The sequence below is a fragment of the Shigella sp. FJ200513 genome (genome assembly GCF_040495915.1).
In the GTDB taxonomy this organism is placed as follows: Bacteria; Pseudomonadota; Gammaproteobacteria; order Enterobacterales; family Enterobacteriaceae; genus ECMA0423.
Map to the genome: position 1 here is coordinate 1 of NZ_JBDYCV010000101.1, position 12,818 is coordinate 12,818.

Here is a 12,818-nt window from a genome sequence, read left to right on the forward strand (position 1 = left end):
GATGGAAATGGAAGCCACGCAAGCACCTTAAAATCACCATCATACACTAAATCAGTAAGTTGGCAGCATTACCCAATGACGATTAAACACCATTGCCTGCGCAATGGTGTTTTTATCTGCTTTATACTTGGGGACGACGCCCTGGCGGTAAAGCAAAGACGATAAAAGCGTGCCAGGGATGGATATTCAAAAAAGAGTGAGTGACATGGAACCAAAAACAAAAAAACAGCGTTCGCTTTATATCCCTTACGCTGGCCCTGTACTGCTGGAATTTCCGTTGTTGAATAAAGGCAGTGCCTTCAGCATGGAAGAACGCCGTAACTTCAACCTGCTGGGGTTACTGCCGGAAGTGGTCGAAACCATCGAAGAACAAGCGGAACGAGCATGGATCCAGTATCAGGGATTCAAAACCGAAATCGACAAACACATCTACCTGCGTAACATCCAGGACACCAACGAAACCCTCTTCTACCGTCTGGTAAACAATCATCTTGATGAGATGATGCCTGTTATTTATACCCCAACCGTCGGCGCAGCCTGTGAGCGTTTTTCTGAGATCTACCGCCGTTCACGCGGCGTGTTTATCTCTTACCAGAACCGCCACAATATGGACGATATTCTGCAAAACGTGCCGAACCATAATATTAAAGTGATTGTGGTGACTGACGGTGAACGTATTCTGGGGCTTGGTGACCAGGGCATCGGCGGGATGGGCATTCCGATCGGTAAACTGTCGCTCTATACCGCCTGTGGCGGCATCAGCCCGGCGTATACCCTTCCGGTGGTGCTGGATGTCGGAACGAACAACCAACAGCTGCTTAACGATCCGCTGTATATGGGCTGGCGTAATCCGCGTATCACTGACGATGAATACTATGAATTCGTTGATGAATTTATCCAGGCTGTGAAACAACGCTGGCCGGACGTGCTGTTGCAGTTTGAAGACTTTGCTCAAAAAAATGCGATGCCGTTACTTAACCGCTATCGCAATGAAATTTGTTCTTTTAACGATGACATTCAGGGCACTGCGGCGGTAACAGTCGGCACACTGATCGCAGCCAGCCGCGCGGCAGGTGGTCAGTTAAGCGAGAAAAAAATCGTCTTCCTTGGCGCAGGTTCAGCGGGATGCGGCATTGCCGAAATGATCATCGCCCAGACCCAGCGCGAAGGATTAAGCGAGGAAGCAGCGCGGCAGAAAGTCTTTATGGTCGATCGCTTTGGCCTGCTGACGGACAAGATGCCGAACCTGCTGCCTTTCCAGACCAAACTGGTGCAGAAGCGCGAAAACCTCAGTGACTGGGATACCGACAGCGATGTGTTGTCACTGCTGGATGTGGTGCGCAATGTAAAACCAGATATTCTGATTGGCGTCTCAGGACAGACCGGGCTGTTTACGGAAGAGATCATCCGTGAGATGCATAAACACTGTCCGCGTCCGATCGTGATGCCGCTGTCTAACCCGACGTCTCGCGTGGAAGCCACACCGCAGGACATTATCGCCTGGACCGAAGGTAACGCGCTGGTCGCCACTGGCAGCCCGTTTAATCCTGTGGTATGGAAAGATAAAATCTACCCTATCGCCCAGTGTAACAACGCCTTTATTTTCCCGGGCATCGGCCTGGGTGTTATTGCTTCCGGCGCGTCACGTATCACCGATGAGATGCTGATGTCGGCAAGTGAAACGCTTGCTCAGTATTCGCCGCTGGTCCTGAACGGCGAAGGTCTGGTACTACCGGAACTGAAAGATATTCAGAAAGTCTCCCGCGCAATTGCGTTTGCGGTTGGCAAAATGGCGCAGCAGCAAGGCGTGGCGGTCAAAACGTCTGCTGAAGCTTTGCAACAAGCCATTGACGATAATTTCTGGCAAGCCGAATACCGCGACTACCGCCGTACCTCCATCTAAGCCTGCACCCGGTAGTGAAGGCTACCGGGCTATTTCCCTCTCCCTTTTTCAGATCTCATCCATACTGGGTAGTGGCGAATAAATCTCATTTGCCTCACCTGCTATGCAGAACATCATCCGAAAAGGAGGAACTATGAAGACTGCAGTTGTTACGAAGGATCATCATGTTGACGTTACGGATAAAACACTGCGCTCACTGAAACATGGCGAAGCCCTGCTGAAAATGGAGTGTTGTGGTGTATGTCATACCGATCTTCATGTTAAGAATGGCGATTTTGGTGACAAAACCGGCGTAATTCTGGGCCATGAAGGCATCGGTGTGGTGGCAGAAGTTGGCCCAGGTGTCACCTCATTAAAACCAGGCGATCGTGCCAGCGTGGCGTGGTTTTACGAAGGATGCGGTCATTGCGAATACTGTAACAGTGGTAACGAAACGCTCTGCCGTTCAGTTAAAAATGCCGGATACAGCGTTGATGGCGGGATGGAGGAAGAGTGCATCGTGGTCGCCGATTACGCGGTAAAAGTGCCAGATGGTCTGGACTCGGCGGCGCCCAGCAGCATTACCTGTGCGGGGGTCACCACCTACAAAGCCGTTAAACTGTCAAAAATTCGTCCCGGTCAGTGGATTGCTATCTACGGTCTTGGCGGTCTGGGTAACCTCGCCCTGCAATACGCAAAGAATGTCTTTAACGCCAAAGTGATCGCCATTGATGTCAATGATGAGCAGTTAAAACTGGCAACCGAAATGGATGCAGATTTAGCGATTAACTCACGCACCGAAGACGCCGCCAAAATTGTGCAGGAGAAAACCGGTGGCGCTCACGCTGCGGTGGTAACAGCAGTAGCTAAAGCTGCGTTTAACTCGGCAGTTGATGCTGTCCGTGCAGGCGGTCGTGTTGTGGCTGTCGGTCTGCCGCCGGAGTCTATGAGCCTGGATATCCCACGTCTTGTGCTGGATGGCATTGAAGTGGTCGGTTCGCTGGTCGGCACGCGCCAGGATCTAACCGAAGCCTTCCAGTTTGCCGCCGAAGGCAAAGTGGTGCCGAAAGTCGCCCTGCGTCCGTTAGCGGACATCAACACCATCTTTACCGAGATGGAAGAAGGCAAAATCCGTGGCCGTATGGTGATTGATTTCCGTCACTAAGAGGTCTTTGCTGCGACTCCCATGTTCGGGTCGCAGCATCGCACACTCTCCAACATGAAATGGCTAAATGGATTATTGTTGCGTAGGAAGGAACAATAATGATAGTGTTCCCAGAGAAGTAACGCTACTGAGAGTAAAGACACTAATGAAAATGGCCAATCATCCCCGCCCGGGGGACATTATTCAGGAATCACTGGACGAACTTAATGTCAGCCTGCGCGAGTTTGCCAGAGCAATGGAAATTGCGCCCTCAACGGCAAGCCGATTGCTGACCGGAAAAGCAGCTTTGACGCCAGAAATGGCAATTAAACTTTCCGTGGTGATCGGCAGTTCGCCGCAAATGTGGCTGAATCTGCAAAACGCCTGGAGTCTGGCAGAGGCAGAAAAAACGGTGGTTGTGTCGCGATTACGCCGTCTGGTTACGCAATAAAAAATGGCACCCTATAAAGCGCCATTTGAAACTGATGACAAACGCAACATTGCCTGATGCGCTACGCTTATCAGGCCTACACGTTCACTTCAATCTATTGTATTTGAAGGGTTTTCATGCCGGATAAGGCATTCACGACGCATCCGGGATGAACAAAGCCCACGTTGTCTACAATATGAAAATGGCGCCTTTTACAGCGCCATTTTCAGCTTAAAGTTCAAAAGAGATTATATCCCTTCTTCACTCTCTTTTTTCGCTTCTGCCTTCTCGATTTCACGATACCAGCGCGGATGGTGTTTCTTCGCCCAGCGACGGCTCACCTTCCCTTCGATCATCCCTTTAATCGACCCTTTCACCCAGAATGCCATATACATATGGATCAGGATGGCGTGGATCAGGATGATACCCGCAGCCGCGTGGATCAGCAGGCTGTAGCGAACAACCTGCATCGGGAAGTACTGCGCAAAGTACGGACGCCAGATAATCACCCCGGTCACCAGCAGCACGAAAATCATGCTCATGATCGACCAGAACATCATCTTTTGCCCGGCGTTGTACTTACCAACATCCGCCACTTTGTGCTCATTGCCTTTTAATACTTCGACAATGTTCAACAGCCACGGAATATCTTTCTTATCCGGGATGTTGTGATGCACAAAACGCACAAACATAAACATCAGTGCGACGAAAATCGCAATGCCGAAGAAGGGGTGCAAAATGCGTCCCATCTGCGGCGTACCGAAGGTTTGCGTCAGCCATTGCAGCGTCGGGAAGAAGAACGAAATCCCGGACAGCGCCACCAGGAAGAAGCAAATCACCACGGTCCAGTGACAGGCGCGATCAATAAATTTGGTGCGCACAATCATTTTCGACTTACTCATGATGATCCTCCTCGTCATCGTCCACTTCCTTATTCGGGCCAATACCGATGTAGTGGAAAATCAACCCGGCAAAAGTGGCAATAAAGCCAGCCGCTGCCAGCGGTTTCAACGCGCCTTTCCACAGGCTTACCGAGGTGTCGATCTTCGGATCTTTCGGCAGACCGTGATACAGCTCCGGCTGATCGGCGTGATGCAGCACGTACATAACGTGCGTACCACCGACCCCTTCCGGGTTGTAGACGCCAGCATGTTCGTAACCACGCGCTTTCAGTTTCGCCACGCGCTGTTCCGCCAGCTCCAGCATCTCCTTCTTGGTGCCGAAGTGGATAGCCCCGGTCGGACAGGTTTTCACACAAGCCGGTTCCTGGCCGACGCTGACGCGATCGACGCAGAGCGTGCATTTATATACCCGGTTATCCTCTTTGTTGAGGCGCGGAATATTAAACGGACACCCGGCAATGCAGTAACCACAGCCGATGCAGTTTTCCGACTGGAAATCGACAATCCCGTTAGCGTACTGAATGATTGCACCAGCAGACGGGCACGCCTTCAGGCAGCCCGGATCTTCACAGTGCATACAGCCGTCTTTACGGATCAGCCACTCCAGCTTGCCATTCTGTTCGGTTTCGCTAAAGCGCATCACCGTCCAGGACTTGGCGCTCAGATCGGCGGGGTTATCGTAAACCCCGACGCAGTGCCCCACTTCATCACGGATGTCGTTCCACTCCGAACACGCCACCTGACAGGCTTTACAGCCGATACAGGTGGAAACGTCGATAAGTTTCGCGACTTCTGCTTTGTAATCACGCACCTGAGAAGGCGGCGTGATGGAGTTAGTTGCGGACCTTTTGATAATATCCTGCGTTTCCATAGCCATCTGTTCGCCCCCTTACGCCTTCTCGATGTTGACTAAGAACGCTTTATATTCCGGCGTTTGCGAGTTTGCATCACCGACATTCGGCGTCAGAGTGTTAGCGATATAACCTTTACGCGCGACACCCTCAAAGCCCCAGTGGATTGGAATACCCACCGTTTCAACCTGCTGACCGTTTACATTCAGCGGTTTCAGACGGCGCGTTACCACTGCCACCGCGCGGATAAAGCCTCGCTTGCTGGAGACAGTGACACGATCGCCATTATTAATGCCTTTCGCCGCCGCCTGCGTTTCGCTGATTTCCACAAACTGTTCCGGCTGAGCAATTGCGTTGAGCAACGCGTGCTTGGTCCAGGTGTGGAAGTGCTCGGTCAGACGATAGGTCGTACCCACATACGGGAACTGCTCTTTTTTACCCATCCGCAGCGCGTCTTGTTCATACAGACGAACAACCGGGTTAGACACCACGTTCGGATGCAGCGGGTTAGTGCCCAGCGGCGTTTCAATCGGCTCGTAGTGTTCCGGGAACGGACCTTCCGCCATTTTGTTGATGGCAAACAGGCGTCCCATCCCTTCCGGCTGCATAATAAACGGCCCGGTTGGCGTACCCGGTGCGGCATTGCCGAAGTCCGGAATATCGTTACCCGTCCACTTGCTGCCGTTCCACTGGATCAGCATCCGTTTCGGATCCCACGGTTTACCGTTGATATCCGCCGAAGCACGGTTGTAGAGTACGCGACGGTTGAGCGGCCACGCCCAGGCCCATCCCAGCGTATTCCCCAGACCGGACGGGTCGGAGTTATCGCGGTTTGCCATCTGGTTACCCTGCTCTGTCCAGCTACCGGTGTAGATCCAGCAAGAAGATGCGGTTGTACCGTCATCACGCAGATGCGCAAAGCTACTCAGCAACTGACCTTTCTTCGCAATCAGCACGCCATTAGCATCATAGAGATCTTCCAACGCATAGCCGTTGTTCTCTTTAGCTACTTCGTCAGATTGCGGTTCGTGCGGCTGCTTGTAGTTCCAGCTCATCTTCATCAGCGGTTCTACGCCTTTACCACCTTCGGCCTGGTACAACTCGCGCAGATGATGGTAGATACCCGCCAGAATTTCGCCGTCGTTACGCGCTTCGCCCGGCGCGTCCTGACCTTTCCAGTGCCACTGCAACCAGCGACCGGAGTTAGCGATAGAACCATCCTCTTCAGCAAAGCAGGTCGAAGGCAGACGGAATACTTCAGTCTGAATAGACGCCGGATCGACATCGTTCGACTCGCCGTGGTTCTGCCAGAAGGTAGAGGTTTCAGTCACCAGCGGATCGATAACCACCATGTACTTCAGTTTGCTCAGGCAGCTCACCACTTTGTTTTTATCCGGGAAGGACGCAACCGGGTTAAAGCCCTGGCAGAAATAACCGGTAACTTTGCCTTCATCCATCATGTTGAAATACTTGATGACGTCGTAGGTCTGGTCCCACTTCGGCAGCCAGTCATAGCCCCAGTTGTTCTCTTTCTGCGCGGCATCGCCATAGAAAGATTTCATCAGGCTAACGAAGAACTTCGGATAGTTGCTCCAGTAGTTCACCTGATCAGCCAGCGTCGCTTTCGGCGTGTTCGCTTCCAGATACGACTGCAAATCAACCTGTTTTTCTGACGGCAGCGTCAGATAACCTGGCAGGCTGGTAGAGAGCAGACCTAAGTCAGTCAGCCCCTGAATGTTGGAGTGACCACGCAATGCGTTCACGCCGCCACCGGCCATACCCATGTTACCGAGCAGCAACTGGATCATCGCCATAGTACGGATGTTCTGCGCACCCACGGTGTGCTGCGTCCAGCCCAGCGCGTACAGGAAGGTGGTTGTGCGATCCGGTGCGCTGGTGGAGGCCAGCACTTCACACACTTTCAGGAAGTCGGCTTTTGGCGTACCACAGATGTTTTCAACAACGTCCGGCGTGTAGCGGGAAACGTGCGCTTTCAGCAGGTTCCACACACAGCGCGGATGAGTCAGTGTTTCATCGCGTTTCGCATAGCCGTTTTCATCGAACTGATAGTTCCAGGACGATTTGTCGTACTGGCGTTTTTCAGCGTCATAACCGCTGAACAGGCCATCTTCGAAAGCAAAATCATCACGCACCAGTAGGCTGGCGTTGGTGTAATGTTTAACGTATTCGGCGTTGATTTTGTTGTTTTCGATCAGGTAGCGCAAAATGCCAGACAGGAACGTAATGTCCGTACCGGAACGAATAGGTGCGTAAATATCCGCCACAGAAGCGGTACGCGTAAAACGGGGATCGACAACGATCAAGGTTGCATCGTTGTTGTTTTTCGCTTCCATCGCCCAGCGGAAACCGACGGGATGCGCTTCAGCAGCGTTACCGCCCATTACCATTACGACGTTAGCGTTTTTGATATCCACCCAGTGGTTGGTCATAGCACCGCGACCAAATGTTGGAGCAAGACTTGCTACCGTTGGTCCGTGTCAGACGCGCGCCTGGTTGTCTACCGCCAGCATCCCGAGGGAGCGGGCAAATTTCTGGGTCAGCATCCCGGTTTCGTTGCTGGCACCGGAGGCACACAGCATACCGGTAGAAAGCCAACGGTTTACCGTTACGCCCTGCTCGTTCTTTTCAATAAAGTTAGCGTCACGGTCAGCTTTCATCAGCTTCGCAATACGGGAGAATGCTTCTTCCCAGCTAATGCGCTGCCATTTGTCAGAACCTGGCGCACGATATTTCGGGTAGCGCAGACGGTTTTCACTGTTGACGTAATCCAGCAAACCGGCCCCTTTCGGGCACAGCGCACCACGGCTTACCGGATGATCCGGGTCACCTTCAATGTGATAAATCGCTTCTCTGGCGTTTTTTGCGCCATCACCCAGGCTATACATCAATAGCCCGCAACCTACGGAACAGTATGTGCAGGTGTTACGGATCTCTTTAGCGCGTAATAATTTGTAGTTTCGCGCCTGAGCCAGTGCTTGCTTCGGGGCAAAGCCCAATGCCGCTACCGTTGTTCCAGCCATACCGCCCGCGCAGATTTTAAAAAATTGTCTGCGACTGACGTCCATTGCTTTCCTCTTTTTTCAGGGGTATTACTGCGCGAGGAAACTAACAGTAAAATTCTGAATCTTTTTGCGCGAAATCAAAAAGAACACGTGTTTGCCACAAAATAATCCGCCTGCGCAAATTGACCTACCTCAATAGCGGTAGAAAAACGCACCACTGCCTGACAGGCCAGTTAAAAAAATGCTATAAAATTCAGCTTAATTTTTAACGGCAAGAGAGACAAAACAGCGAGCATGACACGACAAAAAGCAACGCTCATAGGGCTAATAGCGATCGTCCTGTGGAGCACGATGGTAGGATTGATTCGCGGTGTCAGCGAGGGGCTCGGCCCGGTCGGCGGCGCAGCTGCTATCTATTCATTAAGCGGGCTGCTGTTAATCTTCACGGTTGGATTTCCGCGTATTCGGCAGATTCCGAAAGGCTATTTACTCGCCGGGAGTCTGTTATTCGTCAGCTATGAAATCTATCTGGCGCTTTCCTTAGGGTATGCGGCGACCCGTCATCAGGCGATTGAAGTGGGTATGGTGAACTATCTGTGGCCCAGCCTGACAATTCTCTTTGCCATTCTGTTTAATGGTCAGAAAACCAACTGGCTGATTGTACCAGGATTATTATTAGCCCTGGTCGGCGTCTGCTGGGTGTTAGGCGGTGAGAATGGGTTACATTATGATGAAATCATCAATAATATCACCACCAGCCCATTGAGTTATTTCCTGGCGTTTATTGGTGCGTTTATCTGGGCAGCCTATTGCACAGTAACGAATAAATACGCACGCGGATTTAACGGAATTACCGTTTTTGTCCTGCTAACGGGAGCATGTCTGTGGATTTACTATTTTCTCACGCCACAACCAGAAATGGTATTTAGCACGCCCGTCATGATTAAACTCATCTCTGCGGCATTTACCTTAGGATTTGCTTATACTGCATGGAATGTCGGTATATTGCATGGCAATGTCACCATAATGGCGGTAGGCTCGTATTTTACGCCTGTACTTTCCTCAGCGCTTGCAGCCGTGCTGCTCAGCGCCCCGCTGTCGTTCTCGTTCTGGCAAGGCGCACTAATGGTCTGCGGCGGTTCCCTGCTCTGCTGGCTGGCGACACGTCGTGGTTAAAATAATTGCCGGGTCTACGGCCCGGCAGTTAATCAGATAAATTCCGACAATATTAAAAAATAAATTTCAAATACCAGTAATTCACCTTATATCTCATTTCGACTTCGATCACATATCGATAAATAATATTATTCTATTTTTCTCATTGTTTTTAATCACCATTCTATTTTAAAAACAGTATGTCATTTATAAATGACGCCGTTTAAAATTCGTTTAGAAAATACGTTTAACGATAATTAAAAGGATTCTGTTAAATGAAATTAAAAATAGTTGCGGTGGTTGTAACTGGTTTGTTAGCTGCGAACGTAGCACACGCTGCCGAAGTCTATAACAAGGATGGTAATAAACTCGACCTTTATGGCAAGGTTACCGCTCTACGTTATTTTACTGATGATAAGCGTGACGATGGTGATAAAACTTATGCCCGTCTCGGCTTTAAAGGAGAAACGCAAATCAATGATCAAATGATTGGTTTTGGTCACTGGGAATATGATTTTAAAGGCTATAACGATGAAGCCAACGGCTCGCGCGGCAACAAGACCCGTCTGGCCTATGCTGGTTTAAAAATTAGTGAATTTGGCTCTCTGGACTATGGTCGTAACTACGGTGTCGGCTACGACATTGGTTCATGGACCGATATGTTGCCAGAATTTGGTGGCGATACCTGGAGTCAGAAAGATGTCTTCATGACATACCGTACCACCGGTCTAGCAACCTATCGCAACTACGATTTCTTTGGCTTAATTGAAGGGCTGAACTTTGCCGCGCAATATCAAGGCAAAAATAAACGTACTGACAACAGTCATCTTTATGGTGCTGACGACACGCGTGCCAACGGTGACGGTTTCGGTATCTCCTCAACTTATGTTTATGATGGCTTTGGTATCGGTGCGGTATATACCAAATCCGATCGGACAAATGCGCAGGAAAGAGCCGCAGCTAATCCTCTCAATGCCTCCGGTAAGAATGCAGAACTATGGGCCACAGGTATAAAGTATGATGCCAACAACATCTACTTTGCAGCTAATTACGATGAAACATTAAACATGACCACCTATGGGGATGGTTATATCTCTAACAAAGCACAAAGTTTTGAAGTGGTGGCGCAATATCAATTCGACTTCGGCTTGCGCCCATCACTCGCTTACCTGAAATCGAAAGGCAGAGATCTGGGCCGCTACGCCGACCAGGACATGATTGAGTATATCGACGTTGGTGCGACGTATTTCTTCAACAAAAATATGTCGACCTATGTTGATTATAAAATCAACCTGATTGATGAAAGCGACTTTACCCGTGCCGTAGATATTCGCACCGATAACATCGTCGCTACGGGCATTACCTATCAGTTCTAACGTCCTCTCCTGACCAGCCCTTCTCTGGGCTGGTTTTTGATTTAAGTGCTGCTGTATGACTCCTTAAGTAAAAATGAGCAATTCTTGATATTTCTGGTCATTCACCTCAATTAATATTATTCCATATCCTCCGGGGACATCTTACTATAATATTTATTGATGAGTGATTATGACCAATATTAATACAGCTTGTGTAAAAAATAATGCCAGTTATCAACTTAATAACGCATTACCTAACAAAGAAACCATCTCCAGCAATTTTTGTGAACGACTAGAACAATGGGGTAATAAATCGGTTAATAATGGTGAAGAAAGAGCAATTGCCGTGGAGCGAATTAAAGAAGCTTACAATTCGAACATGGCATCTCTTGATTTGTCATATCTTGATTTGAGTGAATTACCGCCTATCCCCTCGACAGTTAATACGTTAAATCTGGAAAACAATTGTCTAACTTGTCTTGACTTAGCTGACAATGCCAGTCTCGTTAATATCAACCTCAGCGTTAATAAAATTAACACGATAACCTTTCCAAAAGAACCAAAACTGGAAAACATTTATATTAATCATAACAATCTGGAAAGTTTAGATTTAAAAAATCAGCATTCATTGGTTAATCTGGAAGCGCAAAATAATAGCCTAAAAAAATGATATTTCTGATAGTTATAAACTGAAATTTCTTAATCTTGATTATAACAAGCTAGCATCGCTGGATGTCTCCCGGCAAGAATCTCTGATTGAGTTAAGTGCCCATCACAATATGATCACTGACCTTATATTACACAATCATCCCAGGATGAAAACAATCACTTTAAACGACAACCATATTGCACATTTAAACGCCAAAAACACTACAAAACTGGAATATTTAAACTTAAGCAATAACAATTTACTGCCAACCAATGACATTGATCAACTAATATCATCAAAACATCTTTGGCATGTATTAGTTAACGGCATCAACAATGATCCACTTGCACAAATGCAGTACTGGACTGCAGTAAGAAATATAATTGATGACACTAATGAAGTGACCATTGATTTATCAGGACTTAATTTAACCACTCAACCACCAGGGCTGCAAAACTTCACCTCTATCAATCTTGATAATAACCAACTCACACATTTTGATGCAACCAACTACGATAGACTCGTAAAGCTAAGTCTGAATAGTAATGCTCTTGAGTCAATAAATTTTCCTCAAGGCAGAAATGTAAGTATTACACATATATCTATGAATAATAATGCTCTCAGAAATATTGATATAGATAGGCTTTCATCAGTTACTTATTTTAGTGCGGCACATAATCAACTAGAGTTTGTGCAATTAGAATCTTGCGAATGGCTGCAATACCTGAATCTCAGCCATAATCAATTAACTGATATTGTTGCAGGTAATAAAAATGAACTCTTACTGCTGGATCTATCCCATAATAAACTAACAAGTTTACACAATGTCTTATTTCCCAACTTGAATACGTTACTTATTAACAACAATTTGCTTTCTGAAATTAAAATATTCTATAGCAACTTCCGCAATGTTCAGACATTAAACGCTGCTAACAACCAGTTGAAATATATAAATCTTGATTTCCTGACTTATCTTCCATCTATCAAAAGTTTAAGACTGGACAATAATAAAATAACCCACATTGATACTAATAATACATCCGATATTGGAACTTTATTCCCCATAATAAAACAGAGCAAAAACTTAAATTTTTTAAATGTTTCTGGGAAGAACAATTGACCTACTATGCAGCTCATGTTATTTAATTTGTTTTCCCCAGCACTTAAGCTTAATACTGGCCTGGCAATTCTTTCGCCTGGTGCATTTGAAGTTCACTCTGACGGAATAGATGCGGATAACGAATTGTTTCACTATACTATTAAAAAAGCATATACCCCATATAATATACACACTTACAAGACAGAGGAAGTTGTAAACCAGAGGAATATAAAAGTTAAAAACATGACCTTAGGGTAATGCTGCCAACTTACTGATTTAGTGTATGATGGTGATTTTAAGGTGCTTGCGTGGCTTCCATTTCCATCAG

The 12,818-nt window shown here is 47.9% G+C and carries 9 protein-coding genes and 1 pseudogene; 7 read left to right on the forward strand and 3 right to left on the reverse strand.

The genetic code is table 11. The features are described 5' to 3' along the window. Positions 1-205 precede the first annotated feature (205 nt). The 3 genes from maeA to ABZJ92_RS17335 all read left to right on the forward strand — a co-directional run bounded on the left by maeA (position 206) and on the right by ABZJ92_RS17335 (position 3,477). A complete protein-coding gene (gene maeA, locus ABZJ92_RS17325) occupies positions 206-1,903 on the forward strand; it encodes a malate dehydrogenase (protein ID WP_000433464.1) in 1,698 nt (565 codons plus the stop codon). Between the two features lie 133 nt (positions 1,904-2,036). Beyond that, a complete protein-coding gene (adhP, locus tag ABZJ92_RS17330; protein ID WP_000845079.1) occupies positions 2,037-3,047 on the forward strand; it encodes an alcohol dehydrogenase AdhP in 1,011 nt (336 codons plus the stop codon). A 145-nt stretch (positions 3,048-3,192) separates the two neighbouring features. Continuing rightward, a complete protein-coding gene (locus ABZJ92_RS17335; protein ID WP_005050353.1) occupies positions 3,193-3,477 on the forward strand; it encodes a HigA family addiction module antitoxin in 285 nt (94 codons plus the stop codon). Positions 3,478-3,704: 227 nt separating this feature from the next. On the opposite strand, the gene fdnI is transcribed toward ABZJ92_RS17335, so the two are convergent. From fdnI to fdnG, 3 genes are read right to left on the reverse strand one after another with little or no spacing between them, the layout of a single operon-like run. After that, positions 3,705-4,358 carry a formate dehydrogenase-N subunit gamma gene (fdnI, locus tag ABZJ92_RS17340; protein WP_000045648.1) on the reverse strand — a complete coding sequence of 218 codons (654 nt, stop codon included), beginning with the start codon at positions 4,356-4,358 and terminating at the stop codon, positions 3,705-3,707. Continuing rightward, positions 4,351-5,235, reverse strand: coding sequence for a formate dehydrogenase N subunit beta (fdnH, locus tag ABZJ92_RS17345; RefSeq protein ID WP_001240582.1), 885 nt, complete (start codon positions 5,233-5,235; stop codon positions 4,351-4,353). Before fdnH ends, fdnI begins: the two co-directional genes overlap by 8 nt. Before the next feature lie 12 nt (positions 5,236-5,247). After that, entirely contained in the window at positions 5,248-8,295 is a 3,048-nt protein-coding gene (fdnG, locus tag ABZJ92_RS17350) for a formate dehydrogenase-N subunit alpha (protein WP_011069394.1), read from the reverse strand. A 231-nt stretch (positions 8,296-8,526) separates the two neighbouring features. Here fdnG and yddG point away from each other — a divergent pair, with 231 nt between their 5' ends. The 4 genes and pseudogenes from yddG (at position 8,527) to ABZJ92_RS17370 (ending at position 12,748) form a co-directional block, all read left to right on the forward strand. After that, positions 8,527-9,408 carry an aromatic amino acid efflux DMT transporter YddG gene (gene yddG, locus ABZJ92_RS17355; RefSeq protein ID WP_000198225.1) on the forward strand — a complete coding sequence of 294 codons (882 nt, stop codon included), beginning with the start codon at positions 8,527-8,529 and terminating at the stop codon, positions 9,406-9,408. A gap of 254 nt (positions 9,409-9,662) precedes the next feature. Then, positions 9,663-10,763 carry a porin OmpC gene (ompC, locus tag ABZJ92_RS17360; RefSeq protein ID WP_000768389.1) on the forward strand — a complete coding sequence of 367 codons (1,101 nt, stop codon included), beginning with the start codon at positions 9,663-9,665 and terminating at the stop codon, positions 10,761-10,763. A gap of 163 nt (positions 10,764-10,926) precedes the next feature. Then, positions 10,927-11,412, forward strand: a complete 486-nt coding sequence (locus ABZJ92_RS17365; protein ID WP_011069395.1) for a hypothetical protein — start codon at positions 10,927-10,929, stop codon at positions 11,410-11,412. A 109-nt stretch (positions 11,413-11,521) separates the two neighbouring features. Then, positions 11,522-12,748 (forward strand): annotated as a pseudogene (locus tag ABZJ92_RS17370) (leucine-rich repeat domain-containing protein). Positions 12,749-12,818: the final 70 nt, after the last annotated feature.

What these genes read in the sequence shown, in the direction of transcription:
- maeA (WP_000433464.1), top strand. Translation starts at nt 206, where the DNA reads ATGGAACCAAAAACAAAAAAACAGCGTTCGCTTTATATCCCTTACGCT.
- adhP (WP_000845079.1), top strand. Translation starts at nt 2,037, where the DNA reads ATGAAGACTGCAGTTGTTACGAAGGATCATCATGTTGACGTTACGGAT.
- ABZJ92_RS17335 (WP_005050353.1), top strand. Translation starts at nt 3,193, where the DNA reads ATGAAAATGGCCAATCATCCCCGCCCGGGGGACATTATTCAGGAATCA.
- fdnI (WP_000045648.1), bottom strand. Translation starts at nt 4,358, where the DNA reads ATGAGTAAGTCGAAAATGATTGTGCGCACCAAATTTATTGATCGCGCC.
- fdnH (WP_001240582.1), bottom strand. Translation starts at nt 5,235, where the DNA reads ATGGCTATGGAAACGCAGGATATTATCAAAAGGTCCGCAACTAACTCC.
- yddG (WP_000198225.1), top strand. Translation starts at nt 8,527, where the DNA reads ATGACACGACAAAAAGCAACGCTCATAGGGCTAATAGCGATCGTCCTG.
- ompC (WP_000768389.1), top strand. Translation starts at nt 9,663, where the DNA reads ATGAAATTAAAAATAGTTGCGGTGGTTGTAACTGGTTTGTTAGCTGCG.